At 74.1% G+C, this 22,834-nt stretch carries 20 protein-coding genes; 13 read left to right on the top strand and 7 right to left on the bottom strand.

Annotated elements, in window-relative coordinates; all coding sequences use genetic code 11:
* Window positions 1–78 precede the first annotated feature (78 nt).
* Both ACZ6CZ_RS27120 and ACZ6CZ_RS27115 read left to right on the top strand, forming a co-directional pair.
* Complete coding sequence (locus ACZ6CZ_RS27120; protein WP_469026118.1) at window positions 79–978, top strand: alpha/beta hydrolase; 900 nt, start codon at window positions 79–81, stop codon at window positions 976–978.
* 52 nt (window positions 979–1,030) lie between these two features.
* Window positions 1,031–2,236 (top strand): cytochrome P450, encoded by a 1,206-nt coding sequence (locus ACZ6CZ_RS27115; RefSeq protein WP_469026115.1) that lies wholly within the window; start codon window positions 1,031–1,033, stop codon window positions 2,234–2,236.
* Between the two features lie 25 nt (window positions 2,237–2,261).
* On the opposite strand, the gene ACZ6CZ_RS27110 is transcribed toward ACZ6CZ_RS27115, so the two are convergent.
* Window positions 2,262–3,101: a diacylglycerol kinase gene (locus ACZ6CZ_RS27110; RefSeq protein WP_469026113.1), complete on the bottom strand. Its 840-nt coding sequence runs from the start codon at window positions 3,099–3,101 to the stop codon at window positions 2,262–2,264.
* Window positions 3,102–3,313: 212 nt separating this feature from the next.
* Here ACZ6CZ_RS27110 and ACZ6CZ_RS27105 point away from each other — a divergent pair, with 212 nt between their 5' ends.
* Both ACZ6CZ_RS27105 and ACZ6CZ_RS27100 read left to right on the top strand, forming a co-directional pair.
* Window positions 3,314–4,597: an adenylosuccinate synthase gene (locus tag ACZ6CZ_RS27105; protein ID WP_469026111.1), complete on the top strand. Its 1,284-nt coding sequence runs from the start codon at window positions 3,314–3,316 to the stop codon at window positions 4,595–4,597.
* Window positions 4,598–4,698: 101 nt separating this feature from the next.
* Window positions 4,699–4,911: a hypothetical protein gene (locus tag ACZ6CZ_RS27100; RefSeq protein WP_469026109.1), complete on the top strand. Its 213-nt coding sequence runs from the start codon at window positions 4,699–4,701 to the stop codon at window positions 4,909–4,911.
* Window positions 4,912–4,928: 17 nt separating this feature from the next.
* Here ACZ6CZ_RS27100 and ACZ6CZ_RS27095 read toward each other — a convergent pair whose 3' ends face one another.
* From ACZ6CZ_RS27095 to ACZ6CZ_RS27085, 3 genes are all read right to left on the bottom strand, one after another.
* Window positions 4,929–5,579 carry a hypothetical protein gene (locus ACZ6CZ_RS27095; protein ID WP_469026106.1) on the bottom strand — a complete coding sequence of 217 codons (651 nt, stop codon included), beginning with the start codon at window positions 5,577–5,579 and terminating at the stop codon, window positions 4,929–4,931.
* Window positions 5,580–5,760: 181 nt separating this feature from the next.
* Window positions 5,761–6,453: a GntR family transcriptional regulator gene (locus tag ACZ6CZ_RS27090; RefSeq protein WP_469026104.1), complete on the bottom strand. Its 693-nt coding sequence runs from the start codon at window positions 6,451–6,453 to the stop codon at window positions 5,761–5,763.
* A 90-nt stretch (window positions 6,454–6,543) separates the two neighbouring features.
* Complete coding sequence (locus ACZ6CZ_RS27085) at window positions 6,544–7,896, bottom strand: aminotransferase class III-fold pyridoxal phosphate-dependent enzyme (RefSeq protein ID WP_469026102.1); 1,353 nt, start codon at window positions 7,894–7,896, stop codon at window positions 6,544–6,546.
* A gap of 222 nt (window positions 7,897–8,118) precedes the next feature.
* On the opposite strand from ACZ6CZ_RS27085, the gene ACZ6CZ_RS27080 reads away from it, so the two are divergent.
* Window positions 8,119–10,200, top strand: coding sequence for a serine/threonine-protein kinase (locus ACZ6CZ_RS27080; protein WP_469026099.1), 2,082 nt, complete (start codon window positions 8,119–8,121; stop codon window positions 10,198–10,200).
* 104 nt (window positions 10,201–10,304) lie between these two features.
* Here the strand turns inward: ACZ6CZ_RS27080 and ACZ6CZ_RS27075 are convergent, their stop codons facing one another.
* Window positions 10,305–11,054, bottom strand: a complete 750-nt coding sequence (locus tag ACZ6CZ_RS27075) for an SLATT domain-containing protein (RefSeq protein WP_469026097.1) — start codon at window positions 11,052–11,054, stop codon at window positions 10,305–10,307.
* A 401-nt stretch (window positions 11,055–11,455) separates the two neighbouring features.
* On the opposite strand from ACZ6CZ_RS27075, the gene ACZ6CZ_RS27070 reads away from it, so the two are divergent.
* The 7 genes from ACZ6CZ_RS27070 to ACZ6CZ_RS27040 all read left to right on the top strand — a co-directional run bounded on the left by ACZ6CZ_RS27070 (window position 11,456) and on the right by ACZ6CZ_RS27040 (window position 17,920).
* Window positions 11,456–11,800: a YbaB/EbfC family nucleoid-associated protein gene (locus ACZ6CZ_RS27070; protein WP_469026095.1), complete on the top strand. Its 345-nt coding sequence runs from the start codon at window positions 11,456–11,458 to the stop codon at window positions 11,798–11,800.
* Window positions 11,801–11,919: 119 nt separating this feature from the next.
* Window positions 11,920–12,519, top strand: a complete 600-nt coding sequence (gene recR, locus ACZ6CZ_RS27065) for a recombination mediator RecR (RefSeq protein WP_469026092.1) — start codon at window positions 11,920–11,922, stop codon at window positions 12,517–12,519.
* The gene (locus ACZ6CZ_RS27060; RefSeq protein WP_469026090.1) at window positions 12,512–13,171 is read left to right on the top strand and encodes a DUF5063 domain-containing protein; all 660 of its coding nucleotides are present in this window, start codon (window positions 12,512–12,514) and stop codon (window positions 13,169–13,171) included. Before recR ends, ACZ6CZ_RS27060 begins: the two co-directional genes overlap by 8 nt.
* 92 nt (window positions 13,172–13,263) lie before the next feature.
* Window positions 13,264–14,541 (top strand): aspartate kinase, encoded by a 1,278-nt coding sequence (locus tag ACZ6CZ_RS27055; protein WP_469026088.1) that lies wholly within the window; start codon window positions 13,264–13,266, stop codon window positions 14,539–14,541.
* Complete coding sequence (locus ACZ6CZ_RS27050) at window positions 14,541–15,617, top strand: aspartate-semialdehyde dehydrogenase (protein WP_469026085.1); 1,077 nt, start codon at window positions 14,541–14,543, stop codon at window positions 15,615–15,617. The genes ACZ6CZ_RS27055 and ACZ6CZ_RS27050 overlap by 1 nt, the downstream gene beginning before the upstream one ends.
* 402 nt (window positions 15,618–16,019) lie before the next feature.
* Window positions 16,020–16,763, top strand: coding sequence for a SigE family RNA polymerase sigma factor (locus tag ACZ6CZ_RS27045; RefSeq protein ID WP_469026083.1), 744 nt, complete (start codon window positions 16,020–16,022; stop codon window positions 16,761–16,763).
* Window positions 16,764–16,876: 113 nt separating this feature from the next.
* Complete coding sequence (locus tag ACZ6CZ_RS27040) at window positions 16,877–17,920, top strand: hypothetical protein (protein WP_469026303.1); 1,044 nt, start codon at window positions 16,877–16,879, stop codon at window positions 17,918–17,920.
* A gap of 42 nt (window positions 17,921–17,962) precedes the next feature.
* Here ACZ6CZ_RS27040 and ACZ6CZ_RS27035 read toward each other — a convergent pair whose 3' ends face one another.
* Entirely contained in the window at window positions 17,963–18,796 is an 834-nt protein-coding gene (locus tag ACZ6CZ_RS27035) for an SURF1 family protein (RefSeq protein ID WP_469026080.1), read from the bottom strand.
* 133 nt (window positions 18,797–18,929) lie between these two features.
* Between ACZ6CZ_RS27035 and ACZ6CZ_RS27030 the strand changes: the two genes are divergently transcribed.
* Entirely contained in the window at window positions 18,930–20,762 is a 1,833-nt protein-coding gene (locus tag ACZ6CZ_RS27030) for a S9 family peptidase (RefSeq protein WP_469026078.1), read from the top strand.
* A 142-nt stretch (window positions 20,763–20,904) separates the two neighbouring features.
* Here ACZ6CZ_RS27030 and ACZ6CZ_RS27025 read toward each other — a convergent pair whose 3' ends face one another.
* On the bottom strand, window positions 20,905–22,821 hold the full coding sequence (locus tag ACZ6CZ_RS27025; RefSeq protein ID WP_469026075.1) for an NAD-binding protein: 1,917 nt from the start codon (window positions 22,819–22,821) through the stop codon (window positions 20,905–20,907).
* Between the last annotated feature and the right edge of the window lie 13 nt (window positions 22,822–22,834).

The raw sequence follows: 22,834 nt of genomic DNA, 5'->3' as shown, positions 1-22,834 counted from the left end.
GGGCTGGTACCGTCCCGCCGGCGGCCGAATCCCCCACCGGGTCCGCCGATCCACGTCACGCCCCCTGAGAGGTTGAGCATGCCGGACGACGCCGCCGCAGCCCGGGCAGCCGCCGAGGAGGAATCGGCCTTCTCGCACCCGCCGGTCGCCCCCGACGCCACCGCGGCCTACGGCGGCCGTCCCGACCAGGTGATCGACTTCTACGCCCCGCGCGGCCCGCGGGCCTCCGCCGCCGAGGCCGCCTCCGCGCCGCTGGTCGTGGTCCTGCACGGCGGCGCCTGGCGGGCCCGCTACGACCGGCTGCACATCACCCCGTTCGCCGGCCACCTGGCCCGCCGCGGCTTCGCCGTCGCCAACGTCGAGTACCGCCGCGGCGGCACCCCGGCCGACGCCGCCGGCACCGGTGCCGTCCCGCCCGCCGGCCGCTGGCCCGACACCTTCGACGACGTCGCGGCCGCCCTGGACGCCCTCCCCGCCCTGGCCCGCGAGGCGCTCCCGCAGGCCGACCCGCGCCGCACGGTGCTCACCGGGCACTCGGCGGGCGGTCACCTGGCCCTGTGGGCGGCGGCCCGGCACGTGCTGCCCGCCGACGCCCCCTGGCGCACCGCCGGCGCCCCCGCGCTGCGCGGTGTGGTCGCCCTGGCCCCCATCGCCGACCTCACGGTGGCCCGGAAGCTGGCCGTCTGCGAGGACGCGGCGGTGCAGCTGCTCGGCGGTGAGCACACCTTCGCCGAGCGCCTGCCGTACGCCGACCCGGCCCTGCTGCTGCCCACCGGCATCGCCACCACCCTCGTCCAGGGCGGCGCCGACCGGGACGTCCCGCCGGCGGTCGCCGAGGCGTACGCGGACGCAGCGGCCCGGGCCGGTGAGGTGGTGGGCGTGACGCTGCTGGCGGACGTGGGCCACTTCCCGCTGATCGATCCGGCGGCGGACGCCTGCGCGGTCGTGGCCGAGGAGATCGCCCAGCTGGCCTGGTGAGCGGCGCCCGGGCCTGGTCAGCGGGGCGGGCGGCGGGTTAGCGTCCCTGTCCATGGCAGCCTTCGACCCGTGGGACCCGGCCTTCCTCGCCGACCCCTGTCCCGCCTACGCCGAGCTGCGCGCGCGGGGGCGCGTGCACTGGTTCGAGCCCACGAACCAGTGGCTGGTGCCGCACCACGCCGACGTCTCGGCGCTGCTGCGCGACCGGCGGCTGGGGCGGAGTTACCGACACCGGTTCAGCCACGAGGAGTTCGGGCGGACGGCGCCGCCCGCGGAGCACGAGCCGTTCCACGTGCTCAACGACCACGGGATGCTCGACCTGGAGCCGCCGGACCACACCCGCATCCGGCGGCTGGTGTCGAAGGCGTTCACGCCGCGGACCGTCGAGCGGCTGAAACCGTACGTGCGGACGCTGGCGCGGGACCTGGTCTGCGGGCTCGTCGCGGCGGGCGGCGGTGACCTGCTGACGGACGTGGCCGAGCCGCTGCCGGTCGCGGTGATCGCCGAGATGCTGGGCATCCCGGAGTCCGACCGGGCCCCGCTGCGGCCCTGGTCGGCGGACATCTGCGCGATGTACGAGCTGAACCCGTCCGAGCGGACGGCGGCGCGGGCGGTACGGGCGTCGGTGGAGTTCTCGGACTACCTGCGCGAGCTGATCGCCGAGCGCCGCGGGCGGCCGGGCGACGACCTGATCTCCGGGCTCGTCGCCGCGCACGACGAGGGCGACCGGCTCACCGAGCAGGAGATGATCTCGACCTGCGTACTGCTGCTCAACGCCGGTCACGAGGCCACCGTCAACGCCACGGTCAACGGCTGGTGGGCGCTGCTGCGCAACCCCGGCCAGCTGGCCGCCCTGCGCGCGGACCACTCCCTGGTTCCGTCGGCCGTCGAGGAGCTGATGCGCTACGACACCCCGCTCCAGCTGTTCGAGCGCTGGGTGCTGGACGACATCGAGATCGACGGCACGGTCCTGCCGCGGGGCGCGGAGGTCGCCCTGCTGTTCGGCTCCGCCAACCACGACCCGGCCGTCTTCACCGACCCCGGCCGGCTGGACCTGGCCCGCGCGGACAACCCGCACATCTCCTTCAGCGCCGGCATCCACTACTGCATCGGCGCCCCGCTGGCCCGCCTGGAGCTGGCCGCCTCCATGACCGCCCTGCTGGAGCTGGCCCCGGACCTGGCCCTGGCGGCGGAACCGGAGCGCAAGCCGAACTTCGTCATCCGGGGACTGGAAGGGCTGGCCGTGACGACGGGCTGAGCCGGTGTGAGCGTGCCGGCCGGGCTCACGGGGAGGGCACCGTGAGCCCCCAGGCGCCCTCCATCACGCGCCAGGTGCGTCTGCGGACCGGGCCCGACACGGCCGCGTCGGCCCGGTAGCGGAAGTCGGCCCCGGTGACGGTCACCGTCCGCCCCGACGCCAGCAGCGGTGCGGCCTCCGCGCCGAGCGACACCGGCCGGACCTCCACCTCGGCCACACCGGCCGTGCCCGCGGTCACCGAGACGCCCTCCACGGGCCGGTCCAGGCCGATGACCGTCTCCCCGTCGACCTCCACCCGCAGCCGGGTCGGCCCGGGCGCCGGCACGGCCGTCAGGAGCCGGGTGGGGCGCGGGGCGAGGGTGCGGACGAGGGAGCGGCAGCGCGTGCGCAGCCCCGGGCGGCCGGAAACCGCCCCCGCCGGCTCCAGCACCGCCGCCTCCCGCGCGGACACCGGCGGGATGCACAGCGCGCCCAGCACCACCCCGTCGCTGTCGTCCACGAGCAGGTCCGCCCGGCGCTCGACCCCGTCGAGGACCGCCCGCGCCGCCGCCACCGCGCCCGTCGGCACCCCGAGGGCCGCCGCCAGCGCCGCCTCGCCCACCGGCACCACCGACAGCACGCATCCGGCCAGCTCCCGCTGCCGGTGCAACAGGGTCACCGCACGCACCAGCGCCCGGTCGTCACCGATCACCACGGGCCGCCGGGAACCCCGCCGGCCCAGTGCGCGGGCGAATTCCTCGGGCGTGTCCGGGAGACACAGTTTCGTGGCCGCACCCGCGCTGAGCACGTCTTTCGCGATCCGTACGGACTCCCCGTCCGTCTGCCGGGCCACCGGATCGACGATCACCAGCAGCTGATCGGACATCGCGAAGGTCGCCACCTCGGTCCTGCCTCGCTTCCTCGGGTAGCATCTTTGTGCAAGAGCCCCTTGCGCTATTGCGCCAGGGGCTTCGTCTATTCCGGGGCATCCGGTCCAACGGTTGTGCGGCCAGCGACGGTCGCGGTGGCACGCGGCGGTGAACCTTACGCCCATGCCCCTGGCCTTGGACATGCCCCGCCCGGAAGGGGTGTACGCGCGTGCCCGCACTTGTGCTGCTCGGTGCTCAGTGGGGTGACGAAGGCAAGGGGAAGGCCACCGACCTGCTCGGTGGCTCGGTGGATTATGTCGTCCGCTACCAGGGCGGCAACAACGCCGGCCACACGGTGGTCGTCGGTGACCAGAAGTATGCACTTCACCTCCTCCCGTCCGGAATCCTCTCGCCCGGATGTACGCCGGTCATCGGAAACGGCGTCGTCGTCGACCCGTCGGTCCTGCTCTCCGAGCTGAGCGGTCTGAACGAGCGCGGCGTCGACACGTCGAAGCTCCTCATCAGCGGAAACGCGCACATCATCACGCCGTACAACGTGACCGTCGACAAGGTGACGGAACGCTTCCTCGGCAAGCGCAAGATCGGCACGACCGGCCGCGGCATCGGCCCGACCTACGCGGACAAGATCAACCGCGTGGGCATCCGGGTGCAGGACCTCTACGACGAGTCGATCCTGACCCAGAAGGTCGAGGCGGCCCTCGACGCCAAGAACCAGATCCTCACCAAGCTCTACAACCGGCGCGCGATCGCCGTGGAGCAGGTGGTCGAGGAACTGCTCGGCTACGCCGACAAGCTCGCCCCGTACGTCGCCGACACGGTCCTGCTGCTCAACCAGGCCCTGGAGGACGACAAGGTCGTGCTGTTCGAGGGCGGCCAGGGCACGCTCCTCGACATCGACCACGGCACGTATCCCTTCGTCACCTCGTCGAACCCGACCGCGGGCGGCGCCTGCACCGGCGCCGGCGTGGGCCCGACGAAGATCAGCCGGGTCATCGGCATCCTGAAGGCGTACACGACCCGGGTCGGCGCCGGGCCCTTCCCGACCGAGCTGTTCGACGCGGACGGCGAGGCGCTGCGCCGCATCGGCGGCGAGCGGGGCGTGACGACCGGCCGGGACCGCCGCTGCGGCTGGTTCGACGCGGTGATCGCCCGGTACGCGACCCGGGTGAACGGCCTGACGGACTTCTTCCTCACCAAGCTGGACGTGCTGACCGGCTGGGAGGAGATCCCGGTCTGCGTGGCGTACGAGATCGACGGCAGGCGCGTCGAGGAACTCCCGTACTCGCAGACGGACTTCCACCACGCCAAGCCGGTCTACGAGACGCTGCCCGGCTGGTCGGAGGACATCACGAAGGCCAAGTCGTTCGCCGACCTGCCGAAGAACGCGCAGAACTACGTCAAGGCGCTGGAGGAGATGTCCGGCGCCCCGATCTCCGCGATCGGCGTGGGCCCGGGCCGGGACGAGACGATCGAGATCAACTCGTTCATCTAGTCCGCGGGCACCCTTGCCGCGCGTGCGTCACGAGCGCCCGCCGGTCCGCCCGAGGGCGTGATCGGCGGGCGGTCCCGCGTCGTGCGCGGTGCAATCGGACTATGGACGTCCACCGGAACGCGCGGTGCCGGGGGCCCTACGGCGGCGAGGGCGGCGCGGCCCGGGGCACGGACTGCCCGGACCCGGCCGTCTTCGAGGTCGTCCGGCACGGCCGGGACCCGCTGGAGGTGTGCCCGGTGCACCTCGGGCCCTCGCTGCTGCTGGCGAGCGGGGTGCTGTGGCCCCCGGTGATCAGGTTGATCGGCCGCCCCTGACGGACGGGCGCCCAGGGTCAGCTGAAGACGATCATCGAGCCCTGCGCCAGGCTCCGGGTCGCCGCCGCGTGCAGCCCGAGCCACACGTGCCGCTCCCGCGCGAACGGACTGGGGTCGTACGGCGGCGGGACCGCCGGTTCCTCCAGCTCGGTCGGGCCGGCCGGGGGCCGGGGCGCGGCCGGGGGGCTCGCCGGGTCGATGCCGAGCGAGGGCGCCACGTACTCCAGTTCCCGCAGCAGCGTCCGGGAGGAGCCCAGCGGGCCGCCGCCGGCCAGGAGTTCGTCGTTGGACAGCGGGTGCGGGAAGTCGACGGGGACGTACGCGCCGGCGTGGTCGTAGTGCCAGACCAGGTGCGACTGCTGGGCCGTCGACTCGAACATCTCCAGCAACTGCTCGTAGTCGCCGCCCAGGTCGTCCACCGGGGTCACCGGCAGGCCGCAGACCTGGAGCAGGTAGGCCCGGCGCAGGAAGTGCAGCGCGTCGTAGTCGAAGCCGGCCACCGGGGCCACCTCGCCGGACAGGCCCGGCATGTACTGGTACACCGGCACCGGCCCGAGCCCCGCCTCGGCCAGCGCCTTGTTGTATTGCGCGAGTTCCTCGGCGAACGGGTTGTCGGGGGTGTGGCACAACACGTCGACGAGCGGTACCAGCCAGAGGTCACAGGCCAAAAGAGGGCTCCTCGAAGAATCGTCAGCGGCGCGGCGGCCGGTGATCGGTGGTCAGGAAGAGTAGCCGTGGAGCAGCCGGGAAGCAGTCGGAGGGTAGCCGGTGCGCAGCCCGCCCGGCTTCCCCGTGCCCCACCCATACCCAGCCCCCGCGCCCTGAGACGTCACCGTCCGGGGCCGGCGTTCACCGCGCCGCCAGCCGCTCGATCAGCTCGACGCAGTAGGTGTGGTACGCGGCGACGGTCGCGCGGGCCTCCTCGGCGTCCCGGCGGGCCAGCGCGTCGACCAGTCCGGTGTGCCCGGACCACAGGTGTCCGCGCAGGTCGGACAGGCGGCGCAGGTGCTGGACGGTGCACACCCAGGACTGCACGCGCAGCCGGTGCAGGAACCCGGCCAGGTAGGGGTTGCCGTACAGGTCGCTCAGTTCGCGCCAGAAGCGCAGGTCGTAGCCGATGAGGATGGCGAGGTCGCCGGCGGCCGCGGCGCGCTGGGCCTCCTCGCCGCGGCGCCGGACGGTGGCGATGGCGGCCGCGGTGCGCGGGTCCTCGGGGCCCTGGAAGACCGGGTGGCCGTCGAGCAGCGCCCGGAACATGCCGTCGGTGACCAGGGTCCGGGCCTCGACCATGCGGCGGAAGTCGTCGAGGGAGTACTCCGGGACGCGGAAGCCGCGGTGCTGGTCGGCCTCCAGGATGCCCTGCGCGGACAGGTCGACCAGCGCCTCGCGGACCGGGGTGGCCGAGACGCCGTACTGCTCGGCGATCTCCTTGACGGTGAACTCCCGGCCGGGCCGCAGCCGGCCGGCCAGCACCTCGTCCCGCAGCGCGTCCGCGATCTGCTGTCGCAGGGTGCTGCGGGTCACGGCGCCGTTGCCGGGCATGGTCTCGGCTCTCCTCACGCGTGCGGGTGACGTACTCGCACATAATCGCCTATCTGTGCGAGCACGCCACCTTACGCGCGGCGGCGCGGGTCAGACCGTGTACTCGTCCGCGACTCCCAGGGCGGCGTCCAGGGCGGCGAAGCCCTCCTTCAGCTCGGCCTCGGACACGTTGCAGGGCGGCACCACGTGGGTGCGGTTCATGTTGACGAAGGGCCACAGGCCGTGCCGCTTGGCCGCGGCGGCGAAGGCGGCCATGGGCGCGTTGGCCTCGCCGGCCGCGTTGTACGGCACCAGCGGCTCGCGCGTCTCGCGGTCCCGGACCAGCTCCAGCGCCCAGAACATGCCGGTCCCGCGCACCTCGCCGACGCTCGGGTGCCGCTCGGCCAGCTCGCGCAGCGCGGGCCCCACGACCTCGGCGCCCAGCCGGCGGGCGTTGCCGACGACGTCCTCCTCGGCCATGACGCCGATCGTCGCGACGGCGGCGGCGCAGGCCAGCGGGTGCCCGGAGTACGTCAGCCCGCCCGGGTAGGGGCGCTTGGCGAAGGTCTCCGCGACGGCGCCGCAGATCGCGACACCGCCCAGCGGCACGTACCCGGAGTTCACCCCCTTGGCGAAGGTCATCAGGTCGGGCACCACACCGGACAGGTCGGCCGCGAACCACTCACCGGTGCGCCCGAACCCGGCCATCACCTCGTCCAGGACGAAGACGATCCCGTGCCTGTCGCACAGCTCGCGCACCCCGGCCAGGTAACCGGGCGGCGGGACCATGATCCCGGCCGTGCCGGGAATGGTCTCCAGGACGATCGCGGCGATCGTGCCGGGCCCTTCGAAGGCGATGGTCGTCTCCAGGTGCTCCAGCGCCCGCGCGCACTCCTGCTCCTCCGTCTCGGCGTAGAAGCGGGAGCGGTACAGGAAGGGCGCCCAGAAGTGCACCACCCCGGCACTGCCGCTGTCGGAGGCCCAGCGGCGCGGGTCACCGGTGATGTTCACAGCCTGCTGGGTGCCGCCGTGGTAGGAGCGGTACGCCGAGAGCACCTTGGGGCGGCCGGTGTGCAGCCGGGCCATCCGCACGGCGTGCTCGACGGCGTCGGCGCCGCCGTTGGTGAAGAAGATCTTGTCGAGGTCGCCGGGGGTCCGCTCGGCGATCAGCCGGGCCGCTTCCGAGCGGGCCTCCACGGCGAAGGCGGGCGCGAAGGTGGACAGGGTCGCGGCCTGCTCCTGGATCGCGGCGACGACCTTGGGGTGCTGGTGGCCGATGTTGGTGAAGACGAGCCCGCTGGTGAAGTCGAGGTACCGGTTGCCGTCGTAGTCCCAGAAGTACGACCCCTCGGCGCCGGCGACGGCGAGCGGGTCGATCAGCTCCTGCGCTGACCAGGAGTGGAAGACGTGGGCGCGGTCCGCGGCCTTGACGGCGGCGCCGGTCCGAGGGGTCTGAGGGGTCATGCGGGCGAGCGTAGGTGCCCGCGGGACCCGCGCGGTATCGGCGTCCTGTTCCGTGACCGGGGCTCTCGGGCGACAGGGTGTCGACGTCAGACGGCCGGCCGGGTGCCGTTACGCAACCGTAGGGCGGCCGGGACCGGGCGTCGAACCACGCCCGCCGGCGCCGCACTATTCTCGGGACGTTCTTGGTCTGTGCCACGGCTACGGGGGGAAGGCGACGCGGCCATGGAGAAGCTGGGACCTGCGGACCCGCAGCGGATCGGTGCCTACCGGCTGCTGGCGCGGCTGGGCGCGGGCGGCATGGGACAGGTGTACCTGGCCCGGTCGGACCGGGGCCGTACGGTCGCGGTCAAGCTGGTGCACGGGGAACTGGCCGCGCGCGAGGAGTTCCGGGCGCGGTTCCGGCTGGAGGTGCGGGCCGCGCGGCAGGTCGGCGGGGACTGGACGGCGCCGGTGCTGGACGCCGACACCGAGGCGCCCGTGCCCTGGGTGGCCACCGGTTACGTCGCCGGGCCCAGCCTGGAGCGGGTCGTCGGACGTGACCACGGGGCGCTGCCCGAGCGGTCGGTGCGCATCCTGGCCGCCGGGCTCGCGCACGCCCTGCGCGACATCCACGCCGCCGGGATCGTCCACCGCGACCTCAAGCCGTCCAACGTGCTGGTGACCATCGACGGCCCGCGCGTCATCGACTTCGGTATCGCGCGCGCCCTCGAGGCCCCGGCCGGGGACGGGCTCACCCGCACCGGCTCCCTGGTCGGCTCGCCCGGTTTCATGGCGCCCGAGCAGGTGCGCGGCGACCGGATCACCCCGGCCTGCGACGTCTTCTGCCTCGGCTCGGTCCTCGCCTACGCCGCCACCGGCGCGCTGCCCTTCGGCACCGCCGACAGCGGGGTGCACGCGCTGATGTTCCGCATCGCCCAGGAGGAGCCCGACCTCACGGGGGTGCCCGAGGGCGTCGCCGACCTCGTCCGCGACTGCCTGCGCAAGGACCCGGGCGCGCGTCCCTCCCTCGAACAGATCCTGGAGCGCACCGGAGCGCAGGACACCGTGTGCGACGGCCGCTCCCGGGACCCCTGGCTGCCGGGCGCGCTGGTGGCCCAGCTGGGCCGGCACGCGGTGCGGCTGCTGGAGACGGAGGACCCGCAGGAGGGCGCCGCCTCCTCCGCGGCTGACGAGGCGGGCGCGGCGGCCGGGGCGGGGGAGTCCGGGGAGCGGGCCGCCGGGGCTGGTGGTGCCGGGGACCGGGTGCCCGTGCCCAGGCCCGCCCCGGCTCCTCGGCCCGGGTCCCAGCTGCCCGTGCCCGCCGTGCCCGGCCGGCCCGGGGTGGCGTCCGGCGGCGGCTCGCCCGAGCATGCCGCCGCCTCCGAGGACGCCGGCCCGCGCGCGCTGCCGCCCGCGCTCCCCGCGCCCGCCGGCCGGGCGGATCAGGTGCCGGCGCCGCCCGCACCCGCGGGGCAGCCGGGCGCGGCACCGCTGCACCACCTGCCGACGACGGCCGACCCCCGCACGCCCCCGCCCTGGCCGCCGGGCACACCGGCCGGCCCCGTCGCGCCCGCGGCCCCTCCCGGGTACGGCTACCCCCAGCACCCGCAGGCCCCCCGGGCGAACCCCTACCAGTCGCAGCCGCCGGGCCCGTACCGGTCCGATCCGCGGCAGCAGCCCTACCCGCCCTATCAGCCGCCCTACGGCGGCCCCGGCGCCACCCCGCCGTACGGTCCCGGGGCGGTGCCGCAGCCCGAACGAGGGAACCGGCGGTCCACCGCGCTGCTCGTCGTGATCGCCCTGATCGTGGCGCTCGCCGCGGGCGGCTCGGTGTACGCGCTGCTCAACGGCGGCGGTGAGCAGGGGCAGGGCGGCACGGTCAGCCCGGCCCCGGTGACCGGCACGCCCGTCACCTCGGCGCCGCCCGGCCCGACGACCCCGGCGCCGACCTCCTCGGCGCCCGCGGCCGGCGCGGTCCCGGACGGTTACCTGGGCACCTGGGAGGCGTCGATCGACAGCGCGAGCGGCCACAGCACCCGTGAACTGACCCTGGTACAGGGCGAGGTGGGGGACACGGTCCTGACCATGGTCGCCGAGGGCCCGGTGGACGGCGGCGGCAGCTACCACTGCGTCTTCGAGGCACAGCTGGCGGAGCGGCCCGGCGCGGGCGGCCCGCTGGAGATCGGCCCGTCCACCGTCCGCAGCGGTGAGCCGAGTTCGGCGTGCACGCCCGGTGCGGCCACCGAGGTGACGCTGCTGCCCGACGGCAGGCTGAAGCGGGTGAAGAACGACACCGGGGAGAGCCTGACCTACACGAAGCGGTGAGGCGTATTGGGCGGTAGGCGCACCGGGCGGTCAGGCGCCGGGCTGCTGCTGCGGGTGGCGGCCCGGGCAGGTCCGCCCGCGCGCAGCTCCCGTCGCGGGTGCGCTCAGCGCGGCTCGGGCGGCCGCTGGCGGGGCATGTTCGGCCGGGCGCCCGCTCCCGGCGGCAGGGGGAAGCGGCCGCCCAGGCCCGAGGTGTCCGGCCGGGGGCCCGACGCCACCGCCGTCTGGATGCCGAGCGGCGCCGGGCCGGTGCGGAACTCCACCATCCAGTCCGTCGTCTCCACCCGCACCAGCTCGGTGACGTCCTCGGAGAACCGCCGCAGCACCCCCAGGCAGCGCTCGGCGGCCTCGCTCGCCGTCCCCTCGGCCGGCCCCAGGATCTCCCGCACGCTCTCCGACGCCCAGTCGAACTGGAGCACCTGAAGGCGCCGCTGCACGGCCTGCGCGGTGGCCACGTCCCGCATCCAGCCGGAGGTCACCCCGAAGAACCGGTCCACCGCGACGCAGGACACCGCCAGCAGCAGCGCCAGATAGCCCCAGGGCGCGACCCCGCCGACGAACCCGGTCAGGTCCAGCAGCGGCAGCGCCGCCCCGCACACCGCCCCCGCGGCCGCCCCGGTGCGCAGCGCCCGCGCCGTCCGCCGCTTCCACACCCGGTCCGCGAGGTACCAGCACGCCGTCTGCAGCGCCCCCCGCTCCACCCACCGGTACAGCTCGTCGAGCCGTTCGGCCGGCTCCCCCCAGTTGCCGAGCGGGAAGGCCCGCCCGGTCAGATCGCCCGGCCGCAGCCCGGCCGCGCCCTCGCCCCGCCCGTCCTGTGGCGGACCCTCGGGCTGCATCTCCGGCTGAGCCACCCGGCACTCCCTACTCGTCCCGACCGAAACCGTTCCCGACCCGCTCACCTGGCGTCACGGTGCGTGACATCGTGACGTCTGATGCTGATGCGCCGGACCCTTCCTACCGCCCAACGGGTGGCGGAGCCGTGGCTTTCCCGGCCTTTCCGCCCAGAAGGGGGTCTTGATCAGGTATAGGGCTCCCGGCGTTCTCACTCGAAAGAGTGGCGGAGCGATGGCTGGGGGGACCACGTAGGCTCGTGCACAGCAGCAGTGCGTGAAACGTGACACAGGGAACGTCGAGTGCGGTGCGGCATGCGGCGGGCCGCAGGAGGTAGGCGGAACGCGGTAAGCAGTACGCGGAAACACAGCACGCGAGAACACGGCACGCGCGCGACGTCGAACCGACCCAGGAGCTGATCGTGATCCCCGGTGGTGGCCAGCCCAACATGCAGCAGTTGCTCCAGCAGGCCCAGAAGATGCAGGAAGACCTGGCCAGGGCCCAGGAGGAACTGGCGAACACGGAGGTCGACGGACAGGCGGGCGGCGGCCTGGTGCGGGCCACCGTGACCGGCGCCGGCGAGCTGCGCGCGCTGAAGATCGACCCGAAGGCGGTGGACCCCGAGGACACCGACACCCTCGCGGACCTGGTCGTCGCGGCCGTCCAGGCGGCCAACGACAACGCCCGCACCCTCCAGCAGCAGAAGCTCGGCCCGCTGGCCCAGGGCCTGGGCGGCGGCAGCGGCATCCCGGGGCTGCCGTTCTGACCCCGGCCCGCGACCTGGCGTTCTGAAGTTCGCCGCCCGCGCGAACCCCGCACCGCCTTCCTAGGACGGGCGGCAGCCAACTACCGTACGTACCGAAAGACTCCAGGAAAGGCAGTCCGTTGTACGAAGGCGTGGTCCAGGACCTCATCGACGAGCTGGGGCGGCTGCCCGGCGTCGGTCCCAAGAGTGCGCAGCGGATCGCCTTCCACATCCTGCAGGCCGAGCCCACCGACGTGAAGCGGCTCGCGCACGCGCTCCTGGAGGTGAAGGCGAAGGTCCGCTTCTGCGCGACCTGCGGCAACGTCGCGCAGGAGGAGCTGTGCAACATCTGCCGTGACACCCGGCGCGACCGCGCGGTCATCTGCGTGGTCGAGGAGCCGAAGGACGTCGTGGCGATCGAGCGCACCCGCGAGTTCCGGGGTTTCTACCACGTCCTGGGCGGCGCGATCAGCCCGATCGAGGGAGTGGGCCCGGACGACCTGCGCATCCGGGAACTCCTGGCCCGGCTGGCCGACGGCACGGTCACCGAGCTGATCCTGGCCACGGACCCCAACCTCGAGGGCGAGGCGACGGCGACGTACCTCGCCCGGATGATCAAACCCATGGGCCTGAAGGTCACCCGCCTGGCCAGCGGCCTCCCGGTGGGTGGCGACCTGGAATACGCGGACGAGGTCACCCTCGGCCGCGCCTTCGAGGGGAGACGACTCCTAGATGTCTGACGCCACGCTGTACGACCCGACCCGCGACCCGGGCGACTTCGCGGTCCAGATCGCGGACCAGGTGGAGAGCTTCCTGGTGGCCGTCGCCGAGGTGGCGAAGGGCGACGAACCCGACTCGGCCGTGCCCTTCCTGCTGCTGGAGGTCTCCCAGCTGCTGCTGGCCGGCGGCCGGCTGGGCGCCCACGAGGACATCGTCCCGGACGAGCGCTACGAGCCGGACCTGGGCCCCGAGCCGGACATCGACGGACTGCGCGAGAACCTCGCCCGGCTGCTGGACCCGATCGACGTGTACTCCGAGGTCTTCGACCCCTACGAGCCCCGCAAGGCGCCCGTACCGGCCCGGATCTCCGACGACCTCGCCGACGTCGTCGCCGACCTGCGGCACGGCATGGCCCACTACCGGGCCGGCCGCACCACGGAGGCGATGTGGTGGTGGCAGTTCTCCTACTTCTCCAACTGGGGAGGCACCGCCTCCGCCGCCCTGCGCGCGCTGCAGTCCCTGGTGGCCCACGTCCGGCTGAACCAGCCGCTGGAGGCGCTGGACGGCCTGGACACCGACCAGGACCTCGGCGACGAGGCGCTGGAGCGGGAAGCGGGCCGGGTGATGGCCGAGGAGATCGGCGGACCGCTGGGGATGCGCCCCGGGCCCTGAGCGGGACATCTCACGATGCGGTACCCCGAAGGGGAGAACCGGACGCTCGATAGACTGGGCGCACCAGACGACGGACTGAGCGAGGAGCGCACGTGGGCCTTGTCGTGCAGAAGTACGGAGGCTCCTCCGTAGCCGATGCCGAGGGCATCAAGCGCGTCGCCAAGCGGATCGTGGAAGCCAAGAAGAACGGCAACCAGGTGGTTGTCGTGGTCTCCGCGATGGGCGACACGACGGACGAGCTGATCGATCTCGCCGAGCAGGTCTCTCCCATGCCTGCCGGCCGGGAGTTCGACATGCTGCTGACCGCCGGGGAGCGGATCTCCATGGCCCTGCTGGCGATGGCGATCAAGAACCTGGGCCACGAGGCGCAGTCCTTCACGGGCAGCCAGGCGGGTGTCATCACCGACTCGGTCCACAACAAGGCCCGGATCATCGACGTCACGCCCGGTCGGATCCGGACGGCGCTGGACGAGGGCAACATCGCCATCGTCGCCGGGTTCCAGGGCGTCAGCCAGGACAAGAAGGACATCACGACCCTGGGTCGCGGTGGCTCCGACACCACCGCCGTGGCCCTGGCCGCCGCCCTCGACGCCGAGGTCTGCGAGATCTACACCGACGTCGACGGGGTGTTCACCGCCGACCCGCGCGTGGTGAAGAAGGCCCGGAAGATCGACTGGATCTCGTTCGAGGACATGCTCGAACTGGCCGCGTCCGGGTCCAAGGTGCTGCTCCACCGCTGCGTGGAGTACGCCCGCCGCTACAACATCCCGATCCACGTCCGCTCGTCCTTCAGCGGGCTCCAGGGCACGTGGGTCAGCAGCGAGCCGATCGAGCAAGGGGACAAGCAGGTGGAGCAGGCCATCATCTCCGGTGTCGCGCACGACACCTCCGAGGCCAAGGTCACGGTCGTCGGCGTGCCGGACAAGCCGGGTGAGGCCGCCGCCATCTTCCGGACCATCGCCGATGCCGAGATCAACATCGACATGGTCGTGCAGAACGTGTCCGCCGCCTCCACGGGCCTGACGGACATCTCCTTCACCCTCCCGAAGACCGAGGGCCGCCGGGCCATCGACGCGCTGGAGCGCAACCGCTCCGGCATCGGCTTCGACTCGCTGCGCTACGACGACCAGATCGGCAAGATCTCCCTCGTCGGCGCCGGCATGAAGACCAACCCGGGCGTGACCGCGTCCTTCTTCGAGGCGCTGTCCGACGCGGGCGTGAACATCGAGCTGATCTCGACCTCCGAGATCCGCATCTCGGTCGTCACCCGCGCCGACGACGTCGCGGAGGCCGTCCGCGCCGTGCACAGCGCCTTCGGACTCGACTCCGACAGCGACGAGGCCGTCGTCTACGGAGGCACCGGCCGCTGATGGCCGCGACCGCACCGGCCTCACCGACCGTACGCCCGACGCTCGCGGTCGTGGGAGCGACCGGGACCGTCGGTGCGGTCATGCTCCAGATCCTGTCCCAGCGCAAGGACGTCTGGGGCGAGATCCGCCTGATCGCCTCCCCGCGCTCGGCCGGCCGCAAGCTGGCCGTGCGCGGCGTCGAGGCCGAGGTGCTGGCGCTGTCCGAGGAGGCCCTCGACGGCGTCGACGTCGCCGTGTTCGACGTCCCCGACGAGGTCGCCGCCCGGTGGGCGCCCGTCGCCGCCGCCCGGGGCGCGGTGGTCGTCGACAACTCCGGCGCCTTCCGGCCGGACCCGGACGTGCCCCTGGTGGTGCCCGAGGTCAATCCGCACGCGGTGCGCAACCGCCCGCGCGGCATCGTCGCCAGCCCCAGCTGCACGACCCTGTCGATGATCGTCGCCCTGGGCGCGCTGCACGCCGAGTTCGGGCTGCGCGAGCTGGTGGCGTCGTCGTACCAGGCGGTCAGCGGGGCCGGGCGGGCCGGCGTGCAGGCGCTGCGGGCCCAGCTGTCCCTGGTCGCCGGCACCGAGCTGGGCACCTGCCCCGGCGACGTCCGGCGGGCCGTGGGGGACGACACGGGGCCGTTCCCGGAGCCGGTGGCGCTGAACGTGGTGCCGTGGGCCGGGTCACTGCGCGAGGACGGCTGGTCCTCGCAGGAGATGACGGTGCGGCACGAGTCCCGCAAGATCCTCGGACTGCCGGGGCTGCCGGTCGCCGTGACCTGTGTGCAGGTCCCGGTGGTCACCACGCACTCCCTGACCGTCCACGCCCGCTTCCAGGGCGAGGTCACCGTCGACGGCGCCCGCGAGATCCTCGCCCAGGCGCCCGGGGTCGTGCTGTTCGACAACCCGGCCGCCGGTGAGTTCCCGACCCCTGCCGACGTCGTCGGCACCGACCCCACCTGGGTCGGCCGGGTGCGGCGGGCTCTGGACGACCCGACCGCGCTGGAGCTGTTCGTGTGCGGGGACAACCTGCGCAAGGGCGCGGCGCTCAACACCGTCCAGATCGCCGAGCTGGTGGCCGCCGAGCTGTCGTGAGGCCGGGGGGCCGCGGGAAAAGCAGTGGAGGAAAGCGGCTGCCTTCGTAGGATCTCCGTAAGAATGTGTCCGGGAGCATGGTCCGGACCACTTGAACCGGGCCCCTTCGGCGTTCGAAGATTTTCCTCCCCGCCCTCCGCAACCGCGCGCAGGGCGGGGAGCGTCTTTGCGGTCGCCTTCCGGGGGCGAAAGGACGCGCGGCCGCCGGTGTGGGAACACCGGGGACCAGGGCGTGGGGGCGCCCGTTCATATGGGACACAGGGGAAGAGCGGGACGCATGACGGCATGTGAGGCTCCGTCGGAGGTGCTGCCGGACGCCACGTCGTCGCCGGCCGGGCCGTCCGGTGCAAAAGTGACGCCCGGCGCGTACAACCCTGGAGGGGGGAAACGTGTCCAACTGGCGTGGCAGACGTTCTCGAAATCTCCCCGGCTCTCGGCTCCGCTCGGGCGGGGGGATACCCATCGGCGGCGCGCGGTACGGCCCTTCGGCCTCCCGCGGCGCTCCGACCGCGTAGGCCCGGGGCGCCCGGCGGCCTGCCGGTGATCGCGCCGATGCCCGCAGCGCGGCCCACCCGCATCCCCAGCCAGCGTGACGGCTCCGGCGAGCCCGCGGCCGGCGCCGCCCCGGCGGCCCCGGTGGCCGGTGCGGCGGCCGGCACGACCGTCGACCACCTCACCGAGACCTACCGGGCGCACTACCGCTCGCTGCTCGGGCTCGCCGCGCTCCTCCTCGACGACACCGCCTCCTGCGAGGACGTCGTCCAGGAGGCCTTCATCCGCGTCCACTCGGCCCGCAAACGGGTCCGGGACCCCGAGAAGACCCTGGCCTACCTGCGCCAGACGGTCGTCAACCTCTCGCGCTCGGCGCTGCGCCGCCGCATCCTCGGCCTGAAGCTGCTCTCCAAGCCGATGCCCGACATGGCCAGCGCGGAGGAGGGCGCCTACGACCAGCTGGAGCGCGACTCCCTGATCAAGGCCATGAAGGGCCTCCAGCGCCGCCAGCGCGAGGTCCTGGTGCTGCGCTACTTCGCCGACATGACCGAGGCCCAGGTCGCCGAGACGCTCGGCATATCACTGGGATCGGTCAAGGCCTACGGTTCGCGCGGCATCGCGGCGCTGCGCGTCTCCATGGGGGCGACCGCATGAACGACCGCGTCGAGGGAGGCGGTTCCCATGAACGCCACGAGCCCTACGCCTGGCACGAGCCGACACCGCCGGACGAGCACACCAACACGCCATCGCACGCTGGGAACGCAACTGTGAACGACGGCCCCGACGAAAAGGGCCCCGAGGGGCTCGAATCGGACGAGCTGGCTCTGCGCCGGATGCTCCGTTCGGCGGTCGAGGAGATCGAACCGCGCGACGGCACCCTCGACCGGCTGCGGCGCGCGGTGCCCGCCCGGCGGGCGCGCAAGCGGCAGGCCGCCGTCGGCATGGCGGCCGCGGCCCTGTTCATCGGCACCGCCGTCCCGGCCCTGGTGCACGTCTCCGGCTCCGGCGGACTCGACCCCAACACCTCCATGGCCGGCCAGGCCGCGCAGGCGCAGGGCGGCGCCGGCCGGGGCAAGAGCCCCGACCGCGGCTCCGGCACCGTGGACAAGGACGACACCCCGACCGCCGGGCAGAGCAAGGGCGGCAAGAAGGAGGACCGGCCCGGCAGGAGCGGCACCGGCGGCACCGGCACCGGCGACTCCGCCGACCCCTCCGCCACCCTCTCCACCGGCACCCCGCTGTGCACGGCTGATCAGCTGGGCTCCACCTCCGGTACCGCCGGCGCCCCCGACTCCACGGGCGTCGTCTACGGCGTCTTCCGCGTCGCCAACATCTCCGGCACCAGCTGCACCGTCGGCGGCGCCGGCACGGTGGGCGTCCTGGCGCAGGGCGCCGCGGACCCGGCCAAGGTCGCCGCCGCCCGCCATGTGGCGGGGGACGCGGCGGCGGGCCTGCCCGACCCGTCCCAGGAGAGCACCGCCCTGGTGCTCCAGCCCGGCGCGGCGTACGAGGAGAAGTTCGCCTTCGTGCCGTCCGAGACCTGCCCCACCACCGGTACCGGCGACGGCGGTACGGACACCGGAGGCACCACGCCCACGCCGACCCCGACCGAGGGCGCGGGCGTCACGGGCAGTACCGACAGCGGCACCTCCTCCGAGGCCACCACCCAGCTGCTCACCGAGGACGGCACGGCCGACGGCAGTGTCGTCGTCTCCCACACGCCGCAGCCGGGCTCACCGACGGTCTCCGCGACCGTGCCGGGCGCGTGCGCGGGGACGGTGTACTACACCGGGGTGCTGGCGGGGGCGTAGACCGTCTCACCGGGCTCGGCCCGGGCGCGGCGGCCGGGGCGGTCACCCGGCCGTGGAACCGGCGACGCTCTCGCGGTCCCCGGGGCCGCCCTGCGGCCCCTCGGGCCCCTGAGCTTCCTCCGGCAGCAGACCGAGCGCCGCGTCGCGGAGGAACTCCACCTCGCGGCGCAGCAGCCGGAACCACATGAACACCACGAAGCCCGCGAAGACGAACCACTCACCGGTGTAGCCGAGGTTCTGGAACGCCTTCAGGTCAAGACCGGTGCCGCCGGGCGCGGTAGCGGGCACGGCCGTCATCCCCGGGTCGGCCCTGTCCAGCGTGATCCAGGCGTCGTACAGGCGGTACGGCACCAGGTTCACCAGCGCCGCCGAGCTGATCGCCGCGGTCTGCCCCGGCGGCAGCCCGCCCCGGTTGCTGACGCCGGCGTCGCCGGGCGTCTCGGAGGCCTGGAGGGCACCGGTGACGGTCACCTCACCGGTGGGCGGCGCGGGCGCCTTCGCCGCGTCGGCGGTGCCGGGCAGCCAGCCCCGCACCACCGGCAGGGCCCGGCCGGAACCGGTGCGCAGCAGCGTCAGCACGTAGAAGCCGCGCCGGCCGTCCAGCTCCCGGTCGGGCACGAGGAACTGCTTGTCGTACCGGCCGGTCGCGGTGGCGGGGAGGCCCGAGGTGCGCTGGTCGACCGGCAGCAGCCCGGCCAGCGGCCGCGCCGCCTCGCGGCGGGCGGAGGCGGCCTGCTCGGTCGCGCTGCGGTGGGTCTCCACCCGCGCCTCGAACCGGCTCAGCTGCCAGGACCCCATGAACACGCAGAACGGGATGGCGAGCAGCACGAAGACGTTGATGCCCCACCAGCGGGGTGTCAGCAGAAACCGGTACACGCCTCAACGGTACGGGTCCGCCGGCCGTGTCCCGGTCCGGGGGTGCGGCGGGCGCGCCCACGAAGGGAAAGTTATCCACAGGCTGGGGGTTCCGGTCGGCGGGACACCGGCCGGGCCAGGCAGTATGGGGGCCATGAGCGAGAGCGAGGGGCCGGGGATGCCGGACACGGGGAACACGCCGGAGATGCCGGACTGGGAGAAGCGCTTCCGGGCGCCGCGGGTGTCACTGCCCGACTGGGCGCAGGACGCGCCGGACCACTCCCTGTTCGTGTCGAACGCCACCGGGACGTACGAGCTGTACGCCTGGGACCGGGCGACCGGGAAGCAGCGCCAGGTGACCGACCGGCCGAACGGCACGACGGACGGCCTGCTGTCCCCGGACGGCGCCTGGATCTGGTGGTTCGACGACACGGACGGCGACGAGTTCGGCATCTGGCGCCGCCAGCCCTTCGAGGGCGGCCCGGACGAGCCGGCCGCGCCCGGCCTGGAGCCGTCCTACCCGGCGGGCCTGGCCCTGGCCCGCGACGGCCGCACGGCGGTCGTCGGCCGCTCGACGGACGAGGAGGGCACCACCGTCCACCTCAGCCGCGAGGGCGAGGAGCCCGTCGTGATCTACCGGCACCGCGAGTCCGCGGGCGTCGGCGACCTCTCCCACGACGGCACCCTGATCGCCCTGGAGCACACCGAGCACGGCGACGCGATGCACGCCGCGCTGCGCGTGCTGCGCCCGGACGGCACCACGGTCGCCGAGCTGGACGACACCCAGGGCGGCACCGAGGAGCTGGGCCTGGAGGTGCTGGGCTTCGCCCCGGTCGACGGCGACACCCGGCTGCTCATCGGCCACCAGCGCCGCGGCCGCTGGGAACCCCTGGTGTGGGACGTGGCCACCGGCGAGCAGAGCGACCTGGCGCTGGACCTGCCGGGCGACGTCGGCGCCGAGTGGTACCCGGACGGCTCCGGGCTGCTCGTCTCCCACAGCTTCGAGGCGCGCAGCGAACTGTTCCGCTACGACCTGGCGACCCGCGAGCTGACCCGTGTGCCCACCCCGCCCGGCACGGTGTCCGGGGCGACCGCCCGCCCGGACGGCAGCGTGGAGTACCTGTGGTCCTCCGCCGCCGAGCCGCCGGTGGTCCGCTCCACCGACGGCGGTGTGGTCCTGGACCCGCCCGGCATGACCTGCCCGCCGTCGGTGCCCGTGGAGGACGTGTGGGTCGACGGCCCCGGCGGCCGCATCCACGCCCTGGTCCAGAAGCCGGCCGGCGCCACCGGCCCGCTGCCCACCGTGTTCGACCTGCACGGCGGCCCGACCTGGCACGACAGCGACTCCTTCGCCGCCGGCCCGGCCGCATGGATCGACCACGGCTACGCGGTCGTCCGCGTCAACTACCGCGGCTCCACCGGATACGGCCGCGCCTGGACGGACGCCCTCAAGCACCGGGTGGGCCTGATCGAGCTGGAGGACGTCGCCGCGGTCCGCGACTGGGCGGTCTCCTCGGGCCTGGCCGACCCCGGGCGCCTGGTCCTCACCGGCGGCTCCTGGGGCGGCTACCTCACCCTGCTCGGCGTCGGCACCCAGCCCGACGCCTGGACGGTGGGCATCGCGGTCGTACCCGTCGCCGACTACGTCACCGCGTACCACGACGAGATGGAAGCTCTGAAGGCCATGGACCGCACCCTGCTGGGCGGCACGCCCGAGGAGGTCCCCGAGCGCTTCGAGGCGTCGTCCCCGCTGACGTACGTCGACAAGGTCACGGCGCCGGTGTACATCTCCGCGGGCGTGAACGACCCGCGCTGTCCCATCCGCCAGATCGACAACTACGTCGGGCGGCTGGCGGACCGGGGCGCGGTGCACGAGGTCTACCGCTACGACGCCGGGCACGGGTCGCTGGTGGTCGACGAGCGGATCAAGCAGGTGAGACTGGAGATGGAGTTCGCGGAGCGCCACCTCCCGCGCACGGACGCCTGACACGACGGCCGGCGCGCGGGCCGGCCGACGGGTGAGAGGCGGCCGACGGGTGAGGGGCGACCGACGGGGCGAGGAGGTCCTGGGATTGTCCTGGGGTTGCCTTGGGGTGTCCTGGGGGGCCTGAGGTGTCCTGGGGTTGTCCTCACCCCGCGGTTCCGGCCGGGCGGCGGCCCAGCAGCTCGGCCAGGCCCCGCCGGGTGGCGGCCAGCACCACCCGGTCCGTCCCGCGCAGCACGTACGCCCCGTCGACGTCCCGCCGCCCCTCCAGGGCCAGCACCCGCCAGGCGCCGGCCCGGAACGCGCCCTCCAGCGTCCGCCCCTCCAGCTGCGGGTGCCCGCCCACGTCCACCGCGGCGAACAGCAGCACCCGCCGCTCCACGGGGATCGCCCCGAGGATCTGCCGCCCCAGCATGGCTCCCGCGAAGGCGGGCGCGGCCAGGTGCGACACGCTGCGGCTGCGGGTCTGGGCCCCGGGGTGGGCGGCGCGCAGGGTCCGGTACACCGCGGTGGCGAAGTCGTCGTCGTACAGCCGCAGCACCACCCGCAGGTCGGGCCGCACCGACCGCGCGTACAGCACGGCCTCCAGGTTGGTGGTGTCCCCGCTGGTCACCGCCAGCAGGGCCTGCGCCCGATGGATCTTGGCGGCCTCCAGCACCCCTTCCTGGGTGACGTCACCCAGCACCACCGGCACCCGCAGCCGCCGCGCGGTCGCCAGCCCCCGGGCCTCCGGGTCGGCCTCCACGCACACCACCGGGATGTGCAGTTCCCGCAGCCGGGTCAGCACCCGGGTGCCGATCTTCCCCAGCCCGAGCAGCACCACGTGCCCGCCGAGGCCGCGCGGTGGCTTGCGCAGCGCGGAGGCGGTCCGGAAGGTGCCCAGCGCCTCGAGGACGGCCGCCAGCAGCACCGGCAGCAGCAGCAACCCCACCAGCCCGGACAGCAGTTGCAGGATCTGCCGGCCCAGCGAGGCCCCGATGGCCGGGTCGTCGATGGCGAACAGGTCGAGCAGCGTCAGATAGAAGGCGCTGAGGGGGTGGATGCCGGTGACGATCCACAGCGCCACGGCGAGCGCGATCACACACCCCGCCATCCCGGCCAGCGACCACCGCAGCCGCCGGGAGAACAGGGAGGCGAACGGCGGTACGCCGCCCACCCCGCGTCCGCTCCCCGCCGCCGACGCCCCGGTGGAGGACGACACCTGCTCCAGCACCACCGCCGCCCGCCCCGTCGCGCGGCGCACCTCGTCCTCGTCCGGCAGCAGCCGCGGCCCGTGCTCCCCGCTGCCCTCGGAGCCGTCGGCCCCGGCGGGATCGCTGCTGGTCGCCGAGAGCAGCGCCAGCGTGCACAGCCCCGGGTCGGCGACCTGCCCGGCGACGGGCGGCGGCCGTTCCACCGCCCGCAGCAGCAGCCCGTCCGTCTGCACGACCTTGCTGGTACCGGCGAGGGCGGTCGCGGCGAGCGCGGGCGCGGCGGTGTCGGCGTCGGACAGCACGGTCGTGGAGGCGTCGCCCTCCGAGCCGTACGCCCGGCCGCCGTCCACGTTTGCGTCCCCGCCCCCGCCCCCGTCCCCGGCGGCCAAGGCGGCCGCCTGGTCGAGGAGTTCCTCGATGTGCTGGCCCAACCGGCGGTTGTACAGGCGCAGAACGAGGCGCAGCCGGGGGTTGAGGCGGCGTGCCGTGAGGGCGGCACGGATGTTGGTCTCGTCGTCGTCGTACACGAGGGCCAGCGCGGTGGCACGTTCCACCCCGGCCTCGGCGAGCACGGCCTCGGTGAGGTCGGAGACCTCCAGCACGCGTTCGCCCCGCACGCCGTCCCCACCGGCGGGGACACCGCTGCCGCCCTGGACACCACCGCCGGCACCGGCGCCGTTGGCCCGTCCGACCGCGGCGTTGACCATGCGGTCGAGCAGCGCGGCGGAGGCGGCGCGGGCGCGCCCGACGACCGGCGGCCGGGCCGTACGCCCGTCCGCGGGCACGACGAGGGTCACCTGCTCGCCGTACACCCCGCGCAACTCGGCCGCCAGCCGCTGCGCGAGCCCGTCGTCCCCGCACACCACCATGTGTGCCGGCCCG

The organism is Streptomyces sp. NPDC041135 (assembly GCF_055592085.1).
The sequence above is the reverse complement of the archived record's forward strand: the minus strand, read 5'-3'. Positions and strand labels throughout refer to the sequence as shown.

Coding starts and splice junctions, on each gene's coding strand:
- ACZ6CZ_RS27030 (WP_469026078.1), top strand. CDS start 18,930: ATGAGCGAGAGCGAGGGGCCGGGGATGCCGGACACGGGGAACACGCCG.
- ACZ6CZ_RS27050 (WP_469026085.1), top strand. CDS start 14,541: ATGGCCGCGACCGCACCGGCCTCACCGACCGTACGCCCGACGCTCGCG.
- ACZ6CZ_RS27085 (WP_469026102.1), bottom strand. CDS start 7,896: ATGACCCCTCAGACCCCTCGGACCGGCGCCGCCGTCAAGGCCGCGGAC.
- ACZ6CZ_RS27025 (WP_469026075.1), bottom strand. CDS start 22,821: ATGGTGGTGTGCGGGGACGACGGGCTCGCGCAGCGGCTGGCGGCCGAG.
- ACZ6CZ_RS27080 (WP_469026099.1), top strand. CDS start 8,119: ATGGAGAAGCTGGGACCTGCGGACCCGCAGCGGATCGGTGCCTACCGG.
- ACZ6CZ_RS27120 (WP_469026118.1), top strand. CDS start 79: ATGCCGGACGACGCCGCCGCAGCCCGGGCAGCCGCCGAGGAGGAATCG.
- ACZ6CZ_RS27100 (WP_469026109.1), top strand. CDS start 4,699: ATGGACGTCCACCGGAACGCGCGGTGCCGGGGGCCCTACGGCGGCGAG.
- ACZ6CZ_RS27090 (WP_469026104.1), bottom strand. CDS start 6,453: ATGCCCGGCAACGGCGCCGTGACCCGCAGCACCCTGCGACAGCAGATC.
- ACZ6CZ_RS27060 (WP_469026090.1), top strand. CDS start 12,512: ATGTCTGACGCCACGCTGTACGACCCGACCCGCGACCCGGGCGACTTC.
- ACZ6CZ_RS27115 (WP_469026115.1), top strand. CDS start 1,031: ATGGCAGCCTTCGACCCGTGGGACCCGGCCTTCCTCGCCGACCCCTGT.
- ACZ6CZ_RS27110 (WP_469026113.1), bottom strand. CDS start 3,101: ATGTCCGATCAGCTGCTGGTGATCGTCGATCCGGTGGCCCGGCAGACG.